The 21,899-nt window shown below is 42.8% G+C and carries 27 protein-coding genes and 1 tRNA gene; 20 read left to right on the forward strand and 8 right to left on the reverse strand.

All coding sequences use genetic code 11. The annotated features are described in order from the left end of the window. Positions 1–13 precede the first annotated feature (13 nt). The 3 genes from NSQ66_RS10650 (at position 14) to NSQ66_RS10660 (ending at position 1,339) form a co-directional block, all read left to right on the forward strand. On the forward strand, positions 14–586 hold the full coding sequence (locus NSQ66_RS10650; RefSeq protein WP_038569895.1) for a xanthine phosphoribosyltransferase: 573 nt from the start codon (positions 14–16) through the stop codon (positions 584–586). Between the two features lie 101 nt (positions 587–687). After that, the gene (locus NSQ66_RS10655; RefSeq protein ID WP_036689410.1) at positions 688–1,005 is read left to right on the forward strand and encodes a hypothetical protein; all 318 of its coding nucleotides are present in this window, start codon (positions 688–690) and stop codon (positions 1,003–1,005) included. 115 nt (positions 1,006–1,120) lie between these two features. After that, a complete protein-coding gene (locus NSQ66_RS10660) occupies positions 1,121–1,339 on the forward strand; it encodes a hypothetical protein (protein ID WP_036689413.1) in 219 nt (72 codons plus the stop codon). A 96-nt stretch (positions 1,340–1,435) separates the two neighbouring features. Here the strand turns inward: NSQ66_RS10660 and NSQ66_RS10665 are convergent, their stop codons facing one another. After that, positions 1,436–1,882, reverse strand: coding sequence for a hypothetical protein (locus tag NSQ66_RS10665; RefSeq protein WP_076104626.1), 447 nt, complete (start codon positions 1,880–1,882; stop codon positions 1,436–1,438). Between the two features lie 182 nt (positions 1,883–2,064). Here NSQ66_RS10665 and NSQ66_RS10670 point away from each other — a divergent pair. Further along, positions 2,065–2,148, forward strand: a tRNA-Leu gene (locus NSQ66_RS10670). Between the two features lie 934 nt (positions 2,149–3,082). On the opposite strand, the gene NSQ66_RS10675 is transcribed toward NSQ66_RS10670, so the two are convergent. The 3 genes from NSQ66_RS10675 to NSQ66_RS10685 are packed head-to-tail and all read right to left on the reverse strand — an operon-like array spanning position 3,083 to position 5,024. Next, complete coding sequence (locus tag NSQ66_RS10675; RefSeq protein ID WP_038569897.1) at positions 3,083–3,766, reverse strand: hypothetical protein; 684 nt, start codon at positions 3,764–3,766, stop codon at positions 3,083–3,085. After that, complete coding sequence (locus NSQ66_RS10680; RefSeq protein ID WP_076104627.1) at positions 3,766–4,656, reverse strand: ABC transporter ATP-binding protein; 891 nt, start codon at positions 4,654–4,656, stop codon at positions 3,766–3,768. The genes NSQ66_RS10675 and NSQ66_RS10680 overlap by 1 nt, the downstream gene beginning before the upstream one ends. Next, a complete protein-coding gene (locus NSQ66_RS10685; protein WP_036689422.1) occupies positions 4,653–5,024 on the reverse strand; it encodes a GntR family transcriptional regulator in 372 nt (123 codons plus the stop codon). The genes NSQ66_RS10680 and NSQ66_RS10685 overlap by 4 nt, the downstream gene beginning before the upstream one ends. A 200-nt stretch (positions 5,025–5,224) precedes the next feature. Between NSQ66_RS10685 and NSQ66_RS10690 the strand changes: the two genes are divergently transcribed. Further along, positions 5,225–6,034, forward strand: coding sequence for a class I SAM-dependent methyltransferase (locus NSQ66_RS10690; protein WP_076214309.1), 810 nt, complete (start codon positions 5,225–5,227; stop codon positions 6,032–6,034). On the opposite strand, the gene NSQ66_RS10695 is transcribed toward NSQ66_RS10690, so the two are convergent. Further along, positions 6,026–7,222 carry a S8 family peptidase gene (locus NSQ66_RS10695; protein WP_339279678.1) on the reverse strand — a complete coding sequence of 399 codons (1,197 nt, stop codon included), beginning with the start codon at positions 7,220–7,222 and terminating at the stop codon, positions 6,026–6,028. The two genes, NSQ66_RS10690 and NSQ66_RS10695, sit on opposite strands and share 9 nt — an antisense overlap. Before the next feature lie 217 nt (positions 7,223–7,439). Between NSQ66_RS10695 and NSQ66_RS10700 the strand changes: the two genes are divergently transcribed. The 11 genes from NSQ66_RS10700 to NSQ66_RS10750 all read left to right on the forward strand — a co-directional run bounded on the left by NSQ66_RS10700 (position 7,440) and on the right by NSQ66_RS10750 (position 15,979). After that, positions 7,440–7,811, forward strand: a complete 372-nt coding sequence (locus tag NSQ66_RS10700) for a hypothetical protein (protein ID WP_051491616.1) — start codon at positions 7,440–7,442, stop codon at positions 7,809–7,811. A gap of 194 nt (positions 7,812–8,005) precedes the next feature. Beyond that, on the forward strand, positions 8,006–8,707 hold the full coding sequence (locus tag NSQ66_RS10705; RefSeq protein WP_076214312.1) for a hypothetical protein: 702 nt from the start codon (positions 8,006–8,008) through the stop codon (positions 8,705–8,707). A 25-nt stretch (positions 8,708–8,732) separates the two neighbouring features. Continuing rightward, complete coding sequence (locus NSQ66_RS10710) at positions 8,733–9,284, forward strand: GNAT family N-acetyltransferase (RefSeq protein ID WP_076214314.1); 552 nt, start codon at positions 8,733–8,735, stop codon at positions 9,282–9,284. Between the two features lie 233 nt (positions 9,285–9,517). Further along, entirely contained in the window at positions 9,518–10,555 is a 1,038-nt protein-coding gene (locus NSQ66_RS10715; RefSeq protein WP_051491617.1) for an ABC transporter substrate-binding protein, read from the forward strand. A gap of 16 nt (positions 10,556–10,571) precedes the next feature. Continuing rightward, complete coding sequence (locus tag NSQ66_RS10720; protein ID WP_051491618.1) at positions 10,572–11,561, forward strand: iron ABC transporter permease; 990 nt, start codon at positions 10,572–10,574, stop codon at positions 11,559–11,561. 1 nt (position 11,562) lies between these two features. Further along, on the forward strand, positions 11,563–12,342 hold the full coding sequence (locus NSQ66_RS10725) for an ABC transporter ATP-binding protein (protein WP_036689433.1): 780 nt from the start codon (positions 11,563–11,565) through the stop codon (positions 12,340–12,342). 44 nt (positions 12,343–12,386) lie between these two features. After that, positions 12,387–12,914: a pyridoxamine 5'-phosphate oxidase family protein gene (locus NSQ66_RS10730; protein WP_036689436.1), complete on the forward strand. Its 528-nt coding sequence runs from the start codon at positions 12,387–12,389 to the stop codon at positions 12,912–12,914. A 3-nt stretch (positions 12,915–12,917) separates the two neighbouring features. Beyond that, positions 12,918–13,361 (forward strand): DinB family protein, encoded by a 444-nt coding sequence (locus NSQ66_RS10735; protein ID WP_036689438.1) that lies wholly within the window; start codon positions 12,918–12,920, stop codon positions 13,359–13,361. 166 nt (positions 13,362–13,527) lie between these two features. Continuing rightward, positions 13,528–13,935, forward strand: coding sequence for a MerR family transcriptional regulator (locus NSQ66_RS10740; RefSeq protein ID WP_051491619.1), 408 nt, complete (start codon positions 13,528–13,530; stop codon positions 13,933–13,935). A 68-nt stretch (positions 13,936–14,003) separates the two neighbouring features. Further along, a complete protein-coding gene (locus NSQ66_RS10745; protein ID WP_081388113.1) occupies positions 14,004–14,933 on the forward strand; it encodes an alpha/beta hydrolase in 930 nt (309 codons plus the stop codon). Positions 14,934–15,388: 455 nt separating this feature from the next. Further along, positions 15,389–15,979 (forward strand): TetR family transcriptional regulator, encoded by a 591-nt coding sequence (locus tag NSQ66_RS10750; RefSeq protein WP_036689440.1) that lies wholly within the window; start codon positions 15,389–15,391, stop codon positions 15,977–15,979. A 24-nt stretch (positions 15,980–16,003) separates the two neighbouring features. Here the strand turns inward: NSQ66_RS10750 and NSQ66_RS10755 are convergent, their stop codons facing one another. Further along, positions 16,004–16,630, reverse strand: a complete 627-nt coding sequence (locus tag NSQ66_RS10755) for a hypothetical protein (protein ID WP_339279681.1) — start codon at positions 16,628–16,630, stop codon at positions 16,004–16,006. 68 nt (positions 16,631–16,698) lie between these two features. Between NSQ66_RS10755 and NSQ66_RS10760 the strand changes: the two genes are divergently transcribed. The 3 genes from NSQ66_RS10760 (at position 16,699) to NSQ66_RS10770 (ending at position 19,576) form a co-directional block, all read left to right on the forward strand. Continuing rightward, the gene (locus tag NSQ66_RS10760; RefSeq protein ID WP_076140950.1) at positions 16,699–17,442 is read left to right on the forward strand and encodes an SDR family oxidoreductase; all 744 of its coding nucleotides are present in this window, start codon (positions 16,699–16,701) and stop codon (positions 17,440–17,442) included. Between the two features lie 82 nt (positions 17,443–17,524). After that, positions 17,525–18,610: a glycerol dehydrogenase gene (locus NSQ66_RS10765; protein WP_076140951.1), complete on the forward strand. Its 1,086-nt coding sequence runs from the start codon at positions 17,525–17,527 to the stop codon at positions 18,608–18,610. A 105-nt stretch (positions 18,611–18,715) separates the two neighbouring features. Beyond that, positions 18,716–19,576 (forward strand): divergent polysaccharide deacetylase family protein, encoded by an 861-nt coding sequence (locus NSQ66_RS10770; protein ID WP_076100825.1) that lies wholly within the window; start codon positions 18,716–18,718, stop codon positions 19,574–19,576. Here NSQ66_RS10770 and NSQ66_RS10775 read toward each other — a convergent pair. Then, positions 19,563–20,315, reverse strand: a complete 753-nt coding sequence (locus NSQ66_RS10775; protein ID WP_235219580.1) for an N-acetylmuramoyl-L-alanine amidase — start codon at positions 20,313–20,315, stop codon at positions 19,563–19,565. The genes NSQ66_RS10770 and NSQ66_RS10775 overlap by 14 nt on opposite strands. Positions 20,316–20,498: 183 nt before the next feature. Here NSQ66_RS10775 and NSQ66_RS10780 point away from each other — a divergent pair, with 183 nt between their 5' ends. Continuing rightward, entirely contained in the window at positions 20,499–20,687 is a 189-nt protein-coding gene (locus NSQ66_RS10780) for a YqzE family protein (protein WP_036689445.1), read from the forward strand. Between the two features lie 68 nt (positions 20,688–20,755). Here NSQ66_RS10780 and NSQ66_RS10785 read toward each other — a convergent pair whose 3' ends face one another. Beyond that, entirely contained in the window at positions 20,756–21,790 is a 1,035-nt protein-coding gene (locus tag NSQ66_RS10785; RefSeq protein ID WP_339192915.1) for a hypothetical protein, read from the reverse strand. Positions 21,791–21,899 lie beyond the last annotated feature (109 nt).

The raw sequence follows: 21,899 nt of genomic DNA on the forward strand, positions 1-21,899 counted from the left end.
GAGGTTCAAAGTCATGGAAGTGTTGAAACAGCGGATTTTGGAAGAAGGTGTCGTCGTTTCGGATGAAGTGCTGAAGCTGGATGCACTGCTAAATCATCAGGTTGATCCACAGCTTACGATGGAAATGGGACGGGAGTTTGCCGGGAGGTTTGCGGACTCAGGAATTACACGTATTGTGACCGTTGAATCCTCGGGCATTGCCGTGGCATTTGCCACCGCGTATGAATTAAAGGTGCCGCTAGTTTTTGCACGCCGCAAAAAAACTCTGTTAGCTGATCCAGATGCGCTTTGCGAAAGAGTTCCGTCTTTTACAAAAGGTATCGTTACTGATATTATGTTGTCTCGCCAATTTATCTCTCCAGAGGATAAAATCCTCTTTATCGATGATATTATTGCCAATGGTGATGCAGCGCGTGGGTTGATTAAGATCATTCAACGTTCTGGCGCTGAGCTAGTTGGTCTTGGTGTTGTAGTTGAAAAAAGCTTTCAGGCAGGGGCTCGGACGATCAGAGAGCAAGGCATTCGTCTGGAGTCACTCGTAAGAATTACCTCTCTAAATGGAGGCACCATCGAATTTGGGGAATAACCTAATTGGCAATAAGAACAGGCCTATTTTTTAAACAACTGCTTTTCACCCTATGGATTTTCCTTTATAATAAAAATTAGACATAGGGAGGAGGCGTCACAATGGGGAAAGAACCGGTGACTGAACAATTTTTTATTGATAAATTAACCGAGGCCAAGGATCATTTCGAGCGTGCGCTGGACTGCAAACACACGGAATTCGACGATCTGTATCCCTATATGATTGAACATCCTCAGTTTTTTTGGTACAAACGCTATGTAGCCTGGTCAGAGCTTCTGACAATCAAAGGTTTGTGTGAAGAGTTATCCTTTCCTTGGAGGGAAAAATTCACTACTAACCAAGTGGAGTATCTGGAGCAACGTGTGATGTCCGCTAAAGTTCTTGACTTCTGGTTTGAGAAGAATGAAGCGCTGATATAAGAATGCTTTAGTAGACATGCAAGTCGTTAATTGCCTACATGAGACCCAGATGATTTATCATTTGGGTCTTTTTTCTGAGACTAAATAGGACAAGCTATGACAGGAGGGATTAATGATGATTAGCGATGAGCAATTGGATGCTTACCGGATTTCCGGTGAGAAAATTCGTGTAGTGCGCGATGGCTTGGAAAGTAACGACGTAAAAGGGATAGTTCTTGCATGGGATGATTCTCAGGTGATGATACGTCGTCAGAATAGACGAGTAGTGAAGCTGGATCGCAATTATTTATTCCAGCCATTTAGTGAACCAAGACAAGATCCGGATAATATATAATTTTTACAGTAATAATATCCGCAGTAATAATCTTCATAATACAAAACAGCTCCTCGCCCTACTGGGCGGGAGCTGTTTCTGTAATGTCATTTGGGATTATATAGTTAGAGCTAGTTCAGACGCATTCTCTTCTCTGGAGAGTATGGAGAGTTCTGATGACAGTCCAAGATACGCGCGCATGCGCAACATCATTTCTCTACGGAAGCCTGGCCATAATATATTCATCTCTCCTTGAAATCCTCTGCAGGAATATAATGCCTCGACTCCTCGCTGATCTTGGCGAACGGTAGTAATCTTCAAATCATGGGAGCTCAGCTCGCGCGTAACCTCTTGAAGCATTAGTGACGTCCTCTTAGTGGCACCAGATACGAGCTCCATATATAGCTGAGGGGTCTTAAACAGGCCGCTTCTACTGATTACACGGCAGTCGCGTTCGAAAACTTTATGAATAAACGTTAGCAGCAAATAGCTTCTGACCAGGGACAGTTCTTCTTTAGTTACTTCTTCATCAATAATGGATGTGTTTAGCTTCGTAGTCGCCATTATAAATCACCTCATTTATATTATGCGAACTTTTGTTCTCATTATACCTTATATTCGGCAACAAAAGCAATAATTATCCATAAATTAATGAATGATAAGAAAATGACGGAAATATATTGACGTTGGATTCTCAGCGTGGTATGATCTATCTTGTGACCGCAATAAGCGAGTCATTATAATACGCGGTCATGGCGGAATTGGCAGACGCGCTGGCTTCAGGTGCCAGTGGTAGCAATATCGTGGAGGTTCGAGTCCTCTTGACCGCATAGCTAAAAGGATTATAGAACTGCTCCAGTAGCAGTTTTATAATCCTTTTTTTTGTGTTTTTCAGCAGACGGTAGTGCTTAAGCGAAAGAAATCTTTAAGAAACATCTCCTGAGGCTTACGGACCCAGATGAAGCTATTTGCTCATTTATCGCTTTTTGAGCATAGTATCGGACCCCAGTGCAGCTATCGCATAGGAAAAGGATCGAATTTAGCATTTTTTATGTCAACAGCGACTGTGGGGTCCGATAGGAATCTAAATGTGCTCTAAAGCTGCGAATAAGGTCAGCTGAGTCCGATAGCATCTTCGTACGCGCAGATTGGAGAGATACCAATTTGTGTTTTACTACTAAGCTACTCACCCCGCGGAATCATCATCACCTAAGGCTTACGGACCCAGCTGACGTTATTTGCTCATTTATCGCTTTTTGAGCATAGTTTCGGACCCCAGTGCAGCTATCGCATAGGAAAAGGATCGAATTTGGCGTTTTTTATGCCGATAGCGACTGTGGGGTCCGATAGGAATCCAAATGTGCTCTAAAGCTGCGAATAAGGTCAGCTGAGTCCGATAGCATCTTCGTACGCGCAGATTGGGAAATACTAATCTGTGTTTTGGTCCTTCGCTATCTGCAATAGAGGCACTACGTTCTGCTTTAAGCTACTCGCCCCGCTGAGTCCGATAGCGCCTTCGTACGCGCAGATTGGCGAAATACTAATCTGTGTTTTGGTCCTTCGCTATCTGCAATAGCGACACTGAATTTTGCTTCTACGCTACTTAACCCGCTGAGTCCCATAGCAACTTCGCGCGCGCAACTATGCTCGAATCCAATGAAGTTTGTTGTCTAGATCAAAGTCTAAGACACGAAAAAAAACAGGTGCACCCAGCAACCATTGCATGGTTATTGGGACACACCTGTTTTTTTATAGGATAATGAATTACACGGTTGCTCTACGCAGCATCAAAAACGATAAAAGAGCGTACACGACTGTCAGAGGCATGGACCACAAGGCAAGTTCAAATGCGGTATATCCAGCAAACCAGTTAAAGAGGTCTACCCACCACTGATTATAGGTCATTAACAATACGCCGAGACTGCACAGGATAAACGTAACCCCTGAGAAAATGAACAAACCGCTTCGGCCAAATCTCCGGAAGATGCTGGATATCATTAGCCCCAGAAAAAACATATGCAGAAAGAGCGCAAAATACATCCATAGCTGTTCGAGGGCATTACCATCATTTAAATAGGGCAAATGAAAATAATGTAGTTCCAAACCCCAGCCACCTGTCAGTTTGCTTTCAATGATGGAGAGCAGGTAGAGGAGAATTGAGTAGACGGCGCTAGTTATAATAGCCATTAAGGAAGTGCCTATGAAATAATCCGTTCTTCGTTGGCTTAAGCCCAGAGCAAAAGGGAAGGTCTGCACCAAAATGAGTATACCGGTGATTAACATATAAATGAAGATAGAAACCAGACCGCCGGTATAGATCGGTTCTTGGAGGAAAGAAGCGACGATGACATTTACCAAGAAGCTGGATAACAAGATTACCCAAGGCGTATACAACCATAACCACTTATCTCTGAAATGCATTTTTAACATACCTGCCGTAGGATTCATTACACGGTCACTTCCTTTCCTAGAGATTTTTTATTTGTGAGATGAACAATTAATTGCTGTAAAGATACAGGTGAGATTTCTAAGCCTAACTTTTCAGCATGTGCTTGATCCTTCACGTTGAAGCCGATAATGGTGGCTGTATGCAATCCGCCAAAAGACTCGCGGGAAATGACTTGTTTGCCAGCGATAAAATCTTCGATCTTTGCTGTCGCGCCGATTACCGTAACAGCTTGCCCGCGAAGGGCTTCAGCATCTTCGTTAATAATTAGCTTGCCGTTGTCGATGACGATAACATGCTCTAAAAGCTGACTTACTTCATCGATCAAATGGGTGGACAAAACAACCGTACGTGGATTTTCAGCATAATCTTCAATTAGGCGATCGTAAAATAGGCTTCTAGCTACTGCATCAAGACCTAAATAGGGTTCGTCAAAAATGGTAAGTGGAGCACGGCTGGCTAGACCTACTACAATTCCTACAGCCGAGAGCATACCTCGGGACAGCTTTTTTATTCTTCTTTTTAATGGCAGATTGAAATCCTTGATTAAAGAGTGAGCATATTCCCGATCAAAGTTTGGGAAAAATAATTCGGATACCTCCAGTACATCGATGATTCGGTACGTGTCCGGATACCTTTGGCTTTCCTTAATGAAGCAAATCTGCCTGAGAACCCGGTTATTCTCGTACGGATGTTCACCAAATACGTTCAGGACACCACTTGTAGGGAAAAGCTGAGCTGTGATCATATGCATTATTGTGGTTTTTCCTGCACCGTTTCTGCCGAGTAGCCCGTATATCTTATTTTTCTCCAAAGAAAAACTGAGTTCATGGATGGCAGTGACATTTCCGTATGACTTAGTCAATCCTTTGATTTCAACGACTTCATTCATGACTTGTTGTCTCCCCTCTGAATCATAATTGTTAATTGATCCAACGTAATTCCTAATTTTTCAGCTTCACGGATCATGGTTACTACATACTGTTCATAGAATTGTTCTTTTCTCTTCTCCATCAATACTGCACGCGCTCCAGAAGCTACAAACATACCGATTCCTCGTTTTTTGTACAATATCCCTTGATCCACAAGCAAATTCACACCTTTCGCAGCCGTAGCCGGATTGATCTGGTAGAAAACAGCAAACTGATTTGTCGAAGGAACTTGTGACTCCTCCAGCAGTGTTTCTTCGATGATGTCATTTTCTATTCGTTCGGCGATCTGCATAAATATCGGTCGTGTATCATCCATTAAGTTTCCCATGTATTCACCGCCAACTCCATTGGTTAGTTAGTTATGCAATTAACCATATATGCAACGAAGTTAATTGTCAATATTTTTTAATTATTTTGGGCTGTATCCACATAAATAAAGGCTGCCCAGAATGCTCTGGATAGCCTTTTATTTGCATTACATAAATGCTATGATTTTGTCCTTGGTAAAAAAGAAGGGGGAGTTCAGCTATGAATGATTATGGTCCGGATCTGTTCAAAGATACTGCAAGCTATTACACAAGATATCGCCCGCTATATCCGTCCTCACTGATTCGATATCTAGTGAACAAATTCTCACTTAACGGAGAGGGCCGGTTGCTAGACTTAGGTTGTGGTACTGGGCAGTTAGCGCAAAGGTTTACGGATTGGTTCGAAAAAATTGTTGGCGTAGATACTGAACTAGAGATGCTAGAAGAAGCAAAGCTGTTATCAAAGTACAACAGGGTTGAGAATGTTAGCTGGCAACAGGGGAGAGCGGAAGAACTATCCAATGACTGGGGTTCCTTTCGTCTCATCATGATGGCTAAGGCGTTTCACTGGATGGACCGAGAATCCATTCTTGAAATTCTCTATCACAGTTTAGATGATAACGGCGGTATTGCTGTAATTGATACTTTTAATGAACAACAAGAACCGTTACCTTGGCAACAAAAGGTAGATGAAGTAGTGAAACGCTGGTTGGGTGACGAAAGAATAGCCGGGAACAGTACATATAGACATCCACAAGAAAGACATGAGGATGTTGTAAAGCGATCCAGTTTTACAGATGTTGAAAGACAGGTGTTATCGAGTTATTCCATCACTTGGACTGTTAATTCTATTCTAGGAAATTTGTATTCTACGTCTTATGCCTCTAAGCGATTATTTAGAGATAACTTAGAACGTTTTGAAGATGATATGAAATCAGCTTTATTAGAAATAGAGCCTACAGGTATATTTACAGAGGAATTGTCGGTTTCAATCATTACTGCCTTTAAAAAAGAAGCGGATTTACGATAAAAACCGCGCATTGATCTCACCGCATCCTGCTGTGTTAGGACTTAGTTTAAGGCGAAACGTGTTCTTTTTTAGTATGGATTTTACTTGCTTAGGCGTAAGAGAAGGGTTCTTCTGGAGTAATTGCGCGATCACACCCGAGACGATAGGTGTTGAGACACTGGTACCGGACAGTACAAAGTAATCTTTAGCTATCCGCAAATAAGGAAGCTCGCGATCCAGCTTGGATCGTGGGGCACGAAGGGAGATGATCGTTTCGCCTGGAGCAACGAGATCCGGTTTCTTCCTTCCTCCCGGTGCGGGTCCACGACTGGAGAACCAAGTGATTCGGTCGTCCGCTTGCGTGAGCGTGCGACGGTCATCCACTGCACCGACAGTAATTGCTGAAGGACTAATCCCTGGAGATTCGATCGTACTGCGTCCCGGTCCGCTGTTTCCAGCTGCTATTACAACGTTCAGTCCGGCTTTAATTGCTTTTTCTACAGCTTGGCAGAGTGGATCATCTGAACAAGGAAGATTCACCTTACCTCCGAATGACATCGAAAGAATACGAAGATTAAGTCTTCTCCGATTCGCAATACACCATTCAATTCCTTTAATGATTGTGGAATCATATCCATCGCCATTTTTATCGAGTACTTTGACACCTACTATCCCTGCCTCTGGAGCAGGGCTTTTGTATTTTCCTTTACTCATCCAACCGTTGCCTGCTGCATCCCCTGCGATATGAGTTCCATGGCCGTTATCGTCATAGGGCTGTTTTCTATGATTGATAAAATCTTTAAAAGCAACTATGCGGTTAACAGGGCGAAACAGGTCAGGGTGCCGATACACCCCTGTATCAAGAATAGCAATATTAATCCCTTTTCCGGTAAGCCGCTTTTTCTTTTGGGCAGCTGTGGAACCAATGGATGGTGTCGCTATATTAAGGGATGTTTTTTTGACTTGATCCAAATAAATTTTTTCGATACCATCCCAGCGGCACATCCGGTTCAGGCAGTTCTTTGAAACTTTGGATGATATCGAATTGAGCAGGTGAAGATGATGTCTGATCGGAAGGTCGTGGGATTTTAAATGGTTTTGTAAAGACTGTAGCTGGGCTGTAGTTATTTTTTGTTTGAATTTAATGATAACTGGAATGGAATTTGCCTTATGTGCTGGAAGATAGGAACGTTGAACTCTTTTTCTCAAAGAATGGTGCATTTTCGAATGATATTGCTCTAGCCATTTTTGACCGTTCATTAGTAATGAATCACCTCTTGAAGGTATTATATGCACTGCAGAGCTAGTGGACACGAAACTATGAAACTAGGATTTAACACATTTTCAGATTTGTAGGTGAAAGAGAGGTCAAACATTACGATTCTTGCATTTACTAACGTATCCTAAAAAGAAAGTGGTGAAGTAAATGGCAATTATTAAAAAACCAGTTAACAAGAAAGCAGTTATGGCTAGCAAAGTTCTCGCGGCTAAAAAAGCGAAAGCAGCTCCTACGAGAAAGAAACGTAGAATTAGACAGACTCTGGATAGATTTATTGTTGTTGCTATTGGTACAAATGCAACGGGTACACCTAAAGATACTACGGGGTGGTCAGCTTCATTGAGAGCTGGAACTACAACAGTTACTGCTGATTTTGACGAATTTGGTGTAGTTAGATTCCCAACAATTAGTACCTTAACATCAGTACCTTATCTTCTCACTTTAAGAGATGAGAGTGGAGCTACTATAAGAAGTTTTAACGTTCCCGCAGACCGCGAATTTTTTGTGGCTAGATTCTAGTTTGGACAAGCCAGGTCAAGTAAACAGCATGTGTCGATTTTATATCGATGCGTGCTTTTTTTTATGTATTTTTCTAACTTTGATTCAAGTGAGTGATTTGTTACAGACAAACAGAATGGGGGGATGCCATACTTTCAGCATCATAATTTTGGGAATATAGTACAAAAATGGACATAAGGCGGGTGAGAGGTTTCGTGAAAGAAAAAGGGAATATATCAGGTATTCAATATTTTTTATTAGGACTGCTTGTATTTTTAATGTTAGGAATGGATATGTTCATCATGGGATTAGATCAATGGTTATGGGGGGATTTGTTTAATATAGACGACTTTTTTGTCAGCCCTTGGTACGTACTAGTTGTTCATTGGAGCATAGTCACCATATTGTGGTCAGTTGGAGCTATGATATTTCTACTTTGGTTCAGGAAGAGGAAGTTGATTGAAAAGGTAATATCTTTGCGTTGGAGCTCTAAGGTCATTCCTTTGTTAATTGTAGCTTTTATATCAAGCTTTTTGTTCGCTGTGTTGGAATTTTGGATTAATGGGGAGAGCATTCCACAGATTTATAGAGAATATGAAAACTTCAAGTTAGAACATGGTTTTATGGGCGTATGGGTTGCCTTGGTTCAAAACATATATTACATTGTGGAAGCTGTACTAGTTGTACTATTGGTTGCGCTAATGCAGTCTGCAGGAGAAGTATGGTTTAAGAATCCTTCTCTTCCTTATGGCGGAATAGGTTTAATGCTGACTTGGGGATTAGGTCATTTGACACATGGTCTGCAAAGCGGCTTGTATATTACTGCTTTTTCTTTGGTGTTTGGCTGGCTGTTTGTGAAAGCGGGTAAGCAGTGGTGGCCAAGTTTTCTGTTTATCTGGCTTGTATTTGTTTTATAATATTTAGTTTAACGGGGGGATACCATTGTACAATCCAGAGAAGAGAACAATTACTACTGAAAGATTGATTTTAAGACCTTTTGCATTGTCTGATGCACAGCGTGTCAGTGAGCTCTGCAATAATTATAATGTTTACAAAAGTACATTAACTCTACCTTATCCATACCCCATTGAATGTGCGTTATCATGGATTGAAACACATGAAGATGAGTTCAATAATGATAATTCATATGAATTCGCTATTACTGATAAAAATACAAACGAGCTGTATGGTGCTATAGGACTGAGAAATAACCGGACACACAGAAACGGCGAGCTTGGATATTGGATAGGTGAGGAACACTGGGGTAATGGATATGCTACAGAAGCAACAAAAGCGGTCATTAATTTTGCTTTTACAGAAAAACATTATCACAAAGTGTATGCCAGATTCTTTGCTACAAATCCTGGTTCGGGACGGGTTATGCAAAAATCTGGCATGCTGAAAGAAGGCGTTTTGTTACAGCATATTTATAAAGAAAATGAGTTTGTGGACCTTATTCATTATGGGATTTTAAATACGAGAGCTACTGACTAACGCTTGGATTTCATACACCACTATTTGAAGTCACGCCCATTGGGCGTGGCTTTTTTTATTAGAAATGCTAGTCCGCTTCAACGGACAATAATGAAATCCCTTCTTATTTAAAATTTAAATAAAATTCTTGACACTTCTCATTGATAACGATTATCATAGGAATCGATGATTGAAAATGAAAATCATTATCACTACATGAAACGTATAAATATACATATTCGGAGGGATAGATTTTGAAAAAATTATTAGTACTCCTGGTTGTTGCAGCGGTTACTGCAATGACTGCTTGTTCGTCTACTAATACAACGGACAATCGAAAAAATGAAGCAGTAACGAATACAACTGCTAATGAATCGAAAGAAGCGAATGCAGCAAATACAACAGAAGTAGCGAATACAGCGGAAGCTGCCGGCAAGGTGTACAGTCTGGAGAATGATGGTGTGGATGAAACGTTGTTCAACGAAGCCTTAAGCCAATTCCCTTCTACAGTACCGGAGCGTATTGTAACAACTTCTGTACCGTTAACAGAAATGCTTTATTTGCTCGGCATAACACCGGTAGGTGTACCTACTTCAACGAATCCAATCCCTGCTGATTTCGAAACAATTGATCGTATTGGATCTCCTATGGCACCGGATCTGGAAGTAGTGACAAAACTTGAACCAGACTTGCTGCTGGGAGCGGAATCACTTCGCAGCACATTAGACAAATCGCTAGAAGGAATCGACCTACAAAAAGCATATTTGAGAACAGAATCATTCGAGGATTTAAAGCTTAGCCTCAAAGTTTTAGGCACTTATTTTAATAAAAAAGATGAAATGAATGCTGCTTTAACTAAGATCTTGGACAAAGAAAATGAGCTGAGTCAATTAGCCGAAGGCAAAGAGCTGCCAAGCGTGCTGCTCGTAATCGGAACCGCGGATTCTTTTATGGTCATGAGTGAGAAATCTTATTTAGGTAGCTTGGTGAAAAAGCTTGGTGCTGATAACATCGCAACTTCTGTATTGCAAGTTACTGACACTTACTCACCTATTAATATGGAGAACATTGTAGCCGCTGATCCAGACATCATTCTCGTACTCGCTTCAGGCGACCACGGAGCGACAGAGGATAAGTTCAAAAAAGAAATAGAGAAAAATGAAACTTGGACAAAGCTCTCAGCTTATGCAAACAACAAAATCAACATTCTAGATTACAGCGTATTCGGTGTTACTTCGATCCTTAACGCCGAGACAGCCTTAACCGAAATTGCAAAATACTTCTATGAATAATTAAAGGAGACAGCAAGTGATAAATACATCTCGTAGCAGAATTATTGTTATTGTAACGTTAGCACTTGCGCTCGTTGCCGCCATAATTGCGATTGGACTAGGCTCAGTATACATCCCCATACCAGACATCCTAAGCACAATCTTTGGGTCAGCGGCAAAAGCGGTGAATGCCACCATCATATGGGATATTCGTTTGCCGCGTGTATTACTGGCGATGATCATTGGGGCAAATATCGCGGTTTCAGGCGCTCTGCTGCAAGCTGTGATGGGCAACCCACTTGCTGATCCAGGATTGACCGGTGTAACGAGTGGAGCGGCTGCATGTGTGCTTGTCATTATGCTTGCAGCACCACAATATACGGAGTTTATTCCAATTGCGGCTTTTGTTGGTGGACTAATCGCTGCAGGGATTGTATATGCATTAGCGTGGAGAAGAACCGGCATTTCGCCGATCACTATTATTTTATCAGGAGTTGCTGTGAATGCTCTTTGCGGGGGATTAATAGGACTCCTGACCATCATGTACAGCGACAGACTTCCGGCAGCAGTCCAATGGTTGAATGGCAGTTTGGCTGCAAAAGGGAACAATGCCTTGATGATGGTTTTCCCGTATGCCATTGCAGGCTGGATCTTATCCTTTTTCGCGATCCGCAAGGCGAATATTATACGTTTAGGCGATCAGGTGGCTTCGAATTTAGGTGAAAATGTGGATCGAATTCGTATTCTACTTTCCTTGCTGGCAGTATTTCTAGCGGCTATCTCTGTAGCGGCTATAGGGATGATTGGCTTTGTTGGACTTGTTGTGCCACATATGGCTCGATTGTTGGTGGGTTCAGACTATAAATTTCTTTTGCCGATGAGTATGGGACTTGGAGCATTGGTATTGTTGATAGCAGATACAGGTGGACGTACCTTATTTGCACCTTTAGATATTCCTGCGGGTATCCTTATGGCGGTGATCGGTGGACCATATTTTCTATACCTGATGAGAAAGAAGGCGTTCTAACATGTTTACTGTCGACTCTATTTCGATTCGGTATGAGCAGAAAAACATTATTAACAACTTCTCTTTTTCCGTAAAAAAGGGTGAAATCGTCTCGATTATAGGACCAAACGGTTCAGGTAAATCTACATTACTTAAGGCGGTATCACGACTAATTCCATATCATACGGGTGCGGTCACACTCGAGGGTACGGATCTAAAGTCCATGACTGCCAAACAAGTGGCTCGAAAAATGTGCATGCTGAGCCAGAAGAACCAAGCGCCTAATGATATGACCGTGATCGATCTCGTCTCCTATGGAAGGTATCCTCATAAAAAATGGTTCGAAAAATTAAATCATGAGGATATGGAGATTGTCCACTGGGCACTGGAAAAGACACATTTAAAGGATTATAAGGATCGAGCAGTTTCCTCGTTATCCGGTGGTGAATCACAGCGTGCTTGGATTGCTATGGCCTTGGCGCAGCGCCCTTTGGTTATGTTGCTTGACGAACCGACCACTTACTTGGATATTTCGCATCAGCATGAAGTTCTTGAGCTAGTACGTGAGCTAAATCAAGACATGGGGATGACCGTCGTGATGGTGTTGCATGACCTCAATCAAGCCTCTACCTATAGTGACAGTATTGTTGTGGTGCAGGCGGGTGAAAAAGCGATGTATGGGACACCAAATGAAGTTATGACAACCGATATGATCCGGAATATATACCGAATGGATGCCGAAGTTCAATATGTTCCTGCAGAGACGAAACCTCGTATTCATTTGCTAAGTACCGTTCGCTAGATTCGTGGCTAGATTACATAACCTATTAATGGAGGGATATTATAATGAAGAAGCCTGTAGATGTAGAGAAAAATAAAGAAAACTATTTGCAATTTATTGCGAATCGTAAAAATCTGATTTTGAGCTTAATAGATGACGAAGGAAAACCTTTTATCAGCTATGCTCCTTTTGTTAAGCATGAAGGCAAACTTTATATTTACATTAGTAAGATCGCCGAGCATTACCGATATATGGAAAATAACGAGTTTGTAGATGCGCTTCTAATTGCAGATGAGTCTGCAACGAATAATAAATTTGCAACGGAGCGTGTGCGGTGGAATTGCACTTCAAGCAATATCGGGAATGACGGGCATGAGGAGATCTTTGAATTGTTTAATGCTGATCATGGGGCGGCAATGGTGAATTTGCTGCGTGGATTGGATTTTTCATTGTTTGAATTGACCCCTCTCCAAGGGCGTTATGTTGTTGGTTTTGGTTTGGCCTTTGACATCGACGTAGATGCGAACCTGTTCAACCATGTGGTGATCGACAAGAAAAAAGACGAAGAAGCCACTGTACAAGGGAGCAAATAATCTATGACTTTCACTTTAGTGTTGCCAATCTGGCAAGCGGTGCAAACGCGATTTCATAAAATGGTGAAGGCATTGCCGGAAGAGGATCTTAACCTTAAGCTAGGGAACTCTACGATTGGGGGATTAATTCAGCATAATGCGGAAGTTGAGTTTATGTTCGCAGAGTGTTTTTTTGCAAGACCTAATCCTCAAAGCGACAAGGCGGCATATTCTACATTGAATGAACTCGTTGATCTGCTGACTGTTTCCAATGAGAATCTAACTGCTGCGATGCAGGAATTTCCGGAAGAAGCGTGGCATGTGAGTGTGGAGTCGGCTTTTGGCACATCTACACCGCTTGAAGCGATAGGCAGGCTTATGTATCATACAGGCATTCATGCCGGACAGATTTCGCTTATACAGAAAAATGCAGTCCGAAGTGAAGTGAGTAAATTGGGAAATGATTGATGAGAAAACGGCAGAAATGTCGTTTTTTTTGTGCGTAAATAAGGAGTTTTTAAAAGGGAGCTTGGTTACTTGTTGACGTTCTTTTGATGTCCCTTGATGTCCTTTTGATGTCCTCTGCTGCCTCTGAATTTGGTATAATGTAGGGGATTATAAGGGGGCGCTGATTATGACAGAATACTTGCGAGGCCAAATTGCTAAAATGGCGAATGTGAATATGGAGACGTTAAGGTATTATGAAGAGCTCGGATTAATTAGCACTCCCTTACGTTCAGAAGCTGGTTATCGTCTTTATTCGGATGAGGTGCTTAGCCGACTTGTTTTTATACATAATGCTAAACTGTGTGGTTTCACTTTAAAGGAAATCAAGAAGGCACTCACTAAATCTGAAAGCAGCGGCATTAGCATAGATGATTTTGTAACTGTTGTGGATAAGAAAATGGATCGAGTTCGTGGCGAAATTGCAAAACAGGAAATAAAACTAACAGCCCTCGCAGATTTGAGAAAAAATTTGTTAGCCACAGATAAACATCCAGGCGTACAGTCCACGCTCGAAATCCTAAAAATGGATTCTTAACTTGACCTTGTAGTCTCCTACAGACTTTACAATCTGAGTTGAAAAGAATTGTAGGAGGGATTAACGATATGGAAAAGTCAAGTACAGAGCAGCTTGCAGCGATCAAAGATTATCTGCGACAAAGCAACCGATTGGATAGCAAGTCTATCGGGCAAATACGGCAGGAGATGTCCGCGACGGCTGCGAACATGCCCATTCCTACGGATGTTATCGTCGAGCGGGTCATGATTGGGCCCGTAAGTGGAGAGTGGATTATTCCTGTGAAATCTGCTCCACCCGCTGATGAAGTGATCCTTTATTTCCATGGTGGGGGTTTTATTTCTGGGACTTGTGAATTTTATCGGGATTTGGTTACACGAATTGCAAAAGCTAGTGGTAAGAAAATCCTAATCATTGAGTATCGCTTGGCACCAGAATTTACTTATCCGGCTGCTAACGAAGATTGTATAGACGCTTATCTGTGGCTGCTCGCGAATGGATATTCTGCCGGGAATGTCGTGCTTGGAGGGGATTCTGTTGGAGCCAGCCTTGCGCTGATGACGTTGATTACTTTACGGGATGCGGGTGTGGAATTGCCGGCGGGTGCGTTTTTTATCTCGCCGCATACAGATCTCGTCCTTTTGGATGGTGAATCGTATCTGAGTCGAGCGGAGTTTGATCCAACAGGCAGCATAGAAGGAAATAAACGAATAATTGATGTTTATCTAGGTGCTCGGACAGAACTAGCTCCTATATTATCTCCCTTAAGGTTGGATTTGCAGGGATTACCTGATTTACTTGTTCAAGTAGGCGACCACGAGGTATTGTTAAGCGATGCAACGAGGTTGTCTGAACGAGCACAAGCCGCGGATGTTCATGTAGAACTGGAAATATGGGAGAACATGTGGAGCGTCTTTCACTTTTTAGCTTATATGCTGCCAGAGGCGCAGCAAGCGATCGCGAATGTCGGTAAGTTTGTTAGAACAAGGCTAGATCGGATTGAGCAAAAAAGCAGATGATGTTGCCCGCCTTCTTGAGAGATCAAGGAGGTTTTTTGGCGAAATCGTTAGGTTCGCAGAAGGTGGATTGCTAGATGCTGGGCTTCTTCATCATAACGGACCGTATTGCAGCTATTTGCTCAATTCAGCGCGTTTGACTAACTTTTCGGACTGCATAGCTCTTATTGGCACATAAGAACGCCGAAAAGGTGGGGATTTGGGTGGATAGCTGCATTTGAGTCCGATAGCATGGTGAATTACGGTGATTTTCGGAAATAAGGGCTCCTCAGTCCGAATTCATGTAGGAAGGGGGCTACGGAGAATTAGACACCAGACGTGTATCTAAGTTTAATAAATGGGTGTGAGTATATACTGATAATGATTTAACGAATGACAAAGTGGTAATATTGTCAGTTCGTTTTTGGACATGATATGCTATGATAATTACCACCAGAGATAGAGCGAGGGGAATACATATGTCGAATGATCTTCCATTATCAAAAGAAAACATTTTGGACGCGGCTGAACAAGTGCTCCGGCGTTTTGGCCCGGACAAGACTTCTGTTGTTGATGTAGCGAAGGTGCTTAAAGTAAGTCATGGTACGTTGTATAGACATTTTTCCAGTAAATCTGCTTTGCGAGAAGCAGTAACCGAAAGATGGTTGCAGTATAATATTTCAGAGCCTTTAAAGAATATTTCAGAGCATTTTGATGGGAATGCCAAAGAGCAACTCCGATTATGGATGGACACGCTGATTCGTAGTAAACGCACCTATGCTGTGGATGATGCCGAAATGTTTGCTATGTACGCAGCTGTAACTTTAGAAGCGGTGGATATGATTACCCTACACGTAGATCAATTAATTGGGCAAATTGCAGGCATTATTGAAAAAGGCATACAATCCAAAGAGTATAGAGTGGTGGAACCAGTGGTAACGGCTAGAGCAATTTTTAATGCTACTTCGCGGTACCATCATCCAGCACATGCTATAGAGTGGCAGTCGGCTACGATTGATCAGGATTTCGCCTCTGTTTGGGATTTGCTCCTTTCCGGGATTTCTTTGTAGCATCTAATTAAAACCTTCTGATGTTCAGGAGGTTTTTTTGTGTCTTAAAGGGGTATAAATCCCGTAGATTAGGCTGAATTGAGCGACTAGCAGCAGATGAACGGTATAAATCCCGTAGATTAGTCTGAATCGAGCGAGTTGCAGCGAATGAGCGGTATAAATCCCGCAGTTTAGTTTGAATTGAGCGACTAGCAGCAGATGAACGGTATAAATCCCGTAGATTAGGCTGAATCGAGCGACTTGCAGCAGATGAACGGTATAAATCCCGTAGATTAGGCTGAATCGAGCGACTTGCAGCAGATGAACGGTATAAATCCCGTAGATTAGTCTGAATCGAGCGACTAGCAGCGAATGAGCGGTATAAATCCCGTAGATTAGTCTGAATTGTGCGAGTTGCAGCGAATGAGCGGTATAAATCCCGCAGTTTAGTTTGAATTGAGCGACTAGCAGCGAATGAGCGGTATAAATCCCGTAGATTAGTCTGAATCGAGCGACTAGCAGCGAATGAGCGGTATAAATCCCGTAGATTAGTCTGAATCGAGCGACTAGCAGCGAATGAGCGGTATAAATCCCGTGGATTAGTCTGAATCGAGCGACTGTTGCAAAATATGTGAAAAGCGAATTAGAATGACAAATATTAAAAAATGTCACTTGTAATTTGTAATCGATCGATTTATAATCAGACCAACAAGAAGGACAAAGTAATAGGAGGAATAAATATGAACCACAATTTAGCTGGAAAAGTAGCATTAGTAACAGGTGCATCGAGAGGCATGGGCCGGGAGATTGCGGAGAACTTGGCACAACAAGGTGTGAAGGTGGTCGTTAACTATTCGAGTAACCCCGGCAAAGCCGAGGAAGTCGTAACCGGTATTAAGCAAAAGGGTGGAGAGGCCGTCGCTATTCGGGCAGACATCAGCCAGGTGGCAGAACTTGAACAGTTATTCCAAACCACACTAGAAGCTTATGGACAACTCGACATTCTCGTCAATAACGCTGGTATTATGATCACGAAGCCGATTCTAAATATGACAGAAGAGGATTTCGACATGCAGTTTGCGATTAATGTGAAAGGCACCTTTTTTGCTTGCCAGCAAGCAGCTAAATATATGAATGATAACGGACGGATTATCAATTTTTCAACTTCCGTTACGGGTCAAATGTTCCCGACCTACAGCGTCTATGCAGGAACTAAGGGAGCAGTGGAACAAATCACTCGTCAGCTGGCCAAAGAATTTGGACGAAAAGGAATCACTATCAATGCTGTTTCACCGGGACCTGTGAATACGGAGTTATTTACCGTAGGAAAATCAGCGGAAGAGATTGCGACCGTAGGGAATATGAATTCCTTTGGACGTTTAGGCGAGCCTGAGGATATCTCAAACATTGTGTTGTTCTTAGCCAGCAAGGAATCACAGTGGGTTACAGGGCAAACGATCCGTGTGAATGGTGGATTTATTTAAGCTGGTGGCTAAAGGGATCTTTTTAATAGCTGAATGTGGTCAATCCTTCTAATATGAATGTAAATAAAAGGAGGAGTGAACCATGACGCAGATCATCTGCTCACCAACTAAATATATACAAGGACATGGTGAAATTCGTAAGCTGGGAGATTATTGTTCGCAGCTTGGAGCGACAAGAGCTTATGCCATTATTGATCCTTATATTTTCTCTGTGTACAAAAAAGAGATCACATACAGTTTTGAAATGAACGAAATGCCACTAGTGATGACTGAATTCAAGGGCGAGTGCAGCAGTAATCAGGTTAATGAGATAGTTGCAGCACTTGGCTTGAAGGATGCGGAAGTCATTATAGGGATTGGTGGCGGCAAGACCCTGGATACGGCAAAAGCAGTAAGCCACATGAGTAACCTCCCGGTAGTTATTGTACCCACAGTGGCTTCAACGGATGCACCTTGCAGCGCTTTATCAGTGTTGTATACGGATGAAGGAGACTTTGACTGTTATCTTCCATTAAAAAGAAATCCCGATCTGGTTATCGTAGACGTCGATATCATTGCCAAAGCTCCTGCAAGATTGCTTGTTGCTGGAATGGGTGACGCGTTGTCTACTTTTTATGAAGCAAGAGCTTGCCGAGAATCTGGGGCTATTACCCATGCAGGTGGGACTAGCACAATTGCAGCCCTTTCATTAGCTCGTGCCTGTCTGGATACCCTTCTAGCAGAGGGTGAAACGGCATTAAAAGATGTTAAGCAAGGCATTACCTCTCCTGCGGTGGAACACATTATTGAAGCCAATATTTACTTAAGTGGCATTGGGTTTGAAAGCGGCGGACTTGCTGCGGCGCATGCGATTCATAATGGATTGACGCTGCATGAGGAATGCAGGAATACTCTTCATGGTGAAAAGGTTGCTTTTGCTACGATCGTTCAGCTTGTACTGGAGAAAGCACCATATGAAGAGATTGATCAGGTGATTGATTTCTGCAAAAAAATCGGCCTTCCCGTTACTCTCAAAGATCTTGGGATTACCAATAAGGATATCAATCAGTTGATGACTGTAGCTGAAGCTAGCTGTTCTAAGGATAGCCCCATCTGGAATATGCCAATTGAAATTCAAGCACTGGATGTGCTGGAAGCTATTCTTGCCGCAGACGCACGGGGACAATAGAAAAAACTCGACTGTAAATTATTGCGAACCTTCCTCGTACATATTTAACCTTCGTGAACCAAACAATGAGAACAATTGTTTAAGACGAAGGAGGCGTTCCTCTTGATGAAGGACAGTCGAAGTTTCAAACGTTATTTACTGATTTGGATTGCTGTTGCTGCTCTAATGGTTACTTTAATCGGTTCCGTGGTACCGTCTGTTTCAGCTGCCGAGTCCAGAGACAACCCTACAAACACACCAAGTGAAGAGAAGGCATCTCGACGTAATAAGGTCGTAATTATTATTGACGATTTCGGCAATGACATGAAGGGGACGGATGAAATGTTTTCACTGCCGATTAAGCTTACGGTGGCGGTCATGCCCTTTTTGCCTACATCTGTGAAGGATGCCACACGCGCGCATGAACGCGGAGATGATGTTCTTCTCCACTTACCGATGGAGCCGCGCCAAGGTAATCCTAAATGGCTTGGACCAGGAGCTGTACTGGCCAAGATGTCTGATGAGGAAGTCCGTCAAAAAGTAGAGGCAGCACTCGATAATGTGCCTTATGCTATCGGCATAAATAACCACATGGGCTCTAAGATTACCGGGGACGAACGGATTATGGGTGTGATCTTATCCGTGTGCAAAGAGCGGGGATTGTTTTTTGTGGACAGTAAAACCAACTACCGTTCTGTTGCTGGCAATATGGCTTATCGAATGGGGCTGCCGCGTGTAGAGAATCATATCTTTTTGGATGATACACACACAGCCAATCATGTCCTGAAACAAATGGGCCTCGTAAATAACCTGGCGAAGGATCAACGATTCTGCGTAACCATTGGTCATGTTGGTGTATATGGAAAAGAAACCGCCGCAGGCATCCGCAGCGGTGTTGAGCAAATAAAAGATGATGTTGAATTTATAGGCATTTCTGATCTAGTCAAAAACGAAATGAACTGGAACTCGAATCCTACACTTCCATAAGATAAGCTACTATGCCTCCAGCAATCGCTTCTGCAATTTCTTGTTGCCCTTTAGGGGTGCATAGCTTTTCGCGATCTGTCGGACTGCTTACAAAACCCGCCTCAACAATTACAGTTGTGGCGGTTATTTTGTTGAGTAAATAAAAGGGCTTACCCGGTCTTGTCTCAGCACGGATATTATAGAGACTGTTTAATTGTTGCTGAATGGTCTGGGCAAGGATAAAGCTGCGGCCTTCTTGGCGATATAATACAAGCGGACCATGTTTGGAAGGAGAAGGTGCCCAGTTAACATGGATGCTGACCACTACGGTAGCTGGTAATGTCTCAGCCAGTTCTTTACGCTGGGCAAGATCGCGCAGATGTCGGGATTTACTGCGCAGCCAGCGGTTCTCATCACTTGGGGCATAATCTCCATTACGATTTAAGGCAACATCAAATCCATCGCTGCGCAGCAGCAGAAATAATCGGCGTGAGATATCTAATGTAATATCCTTCTCAAGAATGTTGCCGTAGGAAGTACCTCCGTCGATCCCCCCATGTCCTGCATCAATTAAGATCATACGGTGGCCGTGGCTTAAGAGATGCTGACGTTCATCATTCACTACGGGTTTGGATGGAGTTGCAGAAGCATATGCACTCCCCACAAACAGCATTAGAAGTCCAACTGTAGTTAAAGTAATACGTAAGCCGCATATTGCAGCTGCTGTCTTGGAATAAGCTTTATTTCTCCCATTGTTCAAATGAACTCCTCCTTGCATGTGAATAACCTCGTGCCCTAGATTCTTTGTTAGATTGTGCTTTAATAGGTAAACCTATTCGAACAATCCGGGACAAGAGTTTAGATATATGCTCGCTGGTGCACACTAAGAGCATGGAACGACGCTGGTTATCTTAATTCACTTATAATGTAGGAGGTGTTACAAATGGCTTCCGGCGGCGATGAGCTTGTAAAGTATATCACTGAGAAGGTAGTTGTTTATATCGAGGATCCGCGTGCCATTCATGCTCGAAGAGCGGCTACTAAGCAGCCGTGGTCACAGAAATGGTTCGGTATGCTTCCGCTGGGTTGGTCGATCTGGCGAAGCAAATGGAGCCACAGTGATAAGGATTGAATATCACAAATAACAAATAACCTTCCAGTGCCTAATCGAGGGTGGCAGCGGAAGGTTATTTGTTATTTTTAGTTATAGATATTTTTGTCGGGCAGCTTGTGCAGTGTTCCGATAGCCTGCAAGGCAGTGAGTGGCAAATACCGTCTTCCTTCTGGCCCTGATGCTGCGTAAACGGTAGGCATGTTGTTTATTGCTTGTGTTTTATTCGAAGCAGGCAACCAGTTTTGATAACCTGTAATCATAAAAGGGGCCCCTACGATATCATTTCGGCCAGCGGCTTGATAAGCGATACTTTCCTTGGGACGAATCAGTGCGGCGATATTGTCACCGCCTACAGCAAGCAGTTTTGGGGAGGTCAACCACATGATATTTTTATAAGGATCATCTGTTCCCCCGCTTTGATAGGCAGAAAGCGGCGACAGGTCAGTAGTTAAGTTAGTGATTACATCCGTTTCTGTCTGCTGCCCTTTAAGCACTTCTTCCGCTTTACTGAGCGTCCATGGTAAAACTTGGGGTACGGAAGCATTGATAAAAATCGTCTTATCGTCAATGGCGATTTTCCATACGGGTAGAAGTGGTGCATATAAGGCTGTAAGTTTTATTTTGCCTGTAAAAGATGAAGGTATAAGTCCTTCCTGCACCAAAAATTGGCGCAGTTCTAATAAACTATAGGGGAGACCGTAAGTGCCAGCTCCATATTCGCTAAGCATATAACCACCTTGATCCGTAGCCGAAATGATCATGTAACCGATCCGCTGTTCACCTTTCATAACGTTGACAAGCCAGCTATGAGTACCTGGACCCAGAGGATAATATTCTATTCCTGCGTCCTTCCAGGCTGTAAATGGAGCTTCTGCTGCGAGCTTGTTCAGTGTACTCTTGGCAAATTCTTGGACCGTACCGGGTGAAGGTAAGATATCCATCTGCAGTACAGGTATCAAATCCTGTGTGACTGAATCAACTACACTTACTCTGGAAGCGGCAAGCGCAGAAGAGGAACCGGAGCTCGTTGCGATGAGTCCGATGCATAGAAGCAGGAGGAAGCAGCTTTGACCTGCAAGAAGCAGCCTCCGCCGTACACTTATTTTCATGGCGTCGTTCACCTTTCTTTGTTATGAAATATCAGAAAGTATAAGCTTCCTTTTTATTGTAGAGGACAAGCTATAAAAAGGCTGTTGCTTGCTGTCGCGCCGGAAGGCGGAAGTTCTCTTG

Origin of the sequence: Paenibacillus sp. FSL H3-0329 (assembly GCF_037963285.1) — a bacterium.
Lineage (GTDB): Bacteria > Bacillota > Bacilli > Paenibacillales > Paenibacillaceae > Paenibacillus_AQ > Paenibacillus_AQ odorifer.

Coding starts and splice junctions, on each gene's coding strand:
- NSQ66_RS10665 (WP_076104626.1), bottom strand. CDS start 1,882: ATGGCGACTACGAAGCTAAACACATCCATTATTGATGAAGAAGTAACT.
- NSQ66_RS10745 (WP_081388113.1), top strand. CDS start 14,004: ATGGAAAAGTCAAGTACAGAGCAGCTTGCAGCGATCAAAGATTATCTG.
- NSQ66_RS10770 (WP_076100825.1), top strand. CDS start 18,716: ATGAAGGACAGTCGAAGTTTCAAACGTTATTTACTGATTTGGATTGCT.
- NSQ66_RS10780 (WP_036689445.1), top strand. CDS start 20,499: ATGGCTTCCGGCGGCGATGAGCTTGTAAAGTATATCACTGAGAAGGTA.
- NSQ66_RS10685 (WP_036689422.1), bottom strand. CDS start 5,024: ATGGGAAACTTAATGGATGATACACGACCGATATTTATGCAGATCGCC.
- NSQ66_RS10680 (WP_076104627.1), bottom strand. CDS start 4,656: ATGAATGAAGTCGTTGAAATCAAAGGATTGACTAAGTCATACGGAAAT.
- NSQ66_RS10760 (WP_076140950.1), top strand. CDS start 16,699: ATGAACCACAATTTAGCTGGAAAAGTAGCATTAGTAACAGGTGCATCG.
- NSQ66_RS10740 (WP_051491619.1), top strand. CDS start 13,528: ATGACAGAATACTTGCGAGGCCAAATTGCTAAAATGGCGAATGTGAAT.
- NSQ66_RS10725 (WP_036689433.1), top strand. CDS start 11,563: ATGTTTACTGTCGACTCTATTTCGATTCGGTATGAGCAGAAAAACATT.
- NSQ66_RS10650 (WP_038569895.1), top strand. CDS start 14: ATGGAAGTGTTGAAACAGCGGATTTTGGAAGAAGGTGTCGTCGTTTCG.
- NSQ66_RS10675 (WP_038569897.1), bottom strand. CDS start 3,766: ATGAATCCTACGGCAGGTATGTTAAAAATGCATTTCAGAGATAAGTGG.
- NSQ66_RS10765 (WP_076140951.1), top strand. CDS start 17,525: ATGACGCAGATCATCTGCTCACCAACTAAATATATACAAGGACATGGT.
- NSQ66_RS10660 (WP_036689413.1), top strand. CDS start 1,121: ATGATTAGCGATGAGCAATTGGATGCTTACCGGATTTCCGGTGAGAAA.
- NSQ66_RS10730 (WP_036689436.1), top strand. CDS start 12,387: ATGAAGAAGCCTGTAGATGTAGAGAAAAATAAAGAAAACTATTTGCAA.
- NSQ66_RS10750 (WP_036689440.1), top strand. CDS start 15,389: ATGTCGAATGATCTTCCATTATCAAAAGAAAACATTTTGGACGCGGCT.
- NSQ66_RS10735 (WP_036689438.1), top strand. CDS start 12,918: ATGACTTTCACTTTAGTGTTGCCAATCTGGCAAGCGGTGCAAACGCGA.
- NSQ66_RS10700 (WP_051491616.1), top strand. CDS start 7,440: ATGGCAATTATTAAAAAACCAGTTAACAAGAAAGCAGTTATGGCTAGC.
- NSQ66_RS10655 (WP_036689410.1), top strand. CDS start 688: ATGGGGAAAGAACCGGTGACTGAACAATTTTTTATTGATAAATTAACC.
- NSQ66_RS10690 (WP_076214309.1), top strand. CDS start 5,225: ATGAATGATTATGGTCCGGATCTGTTCAAAGATACTGCAAGCTATTAC.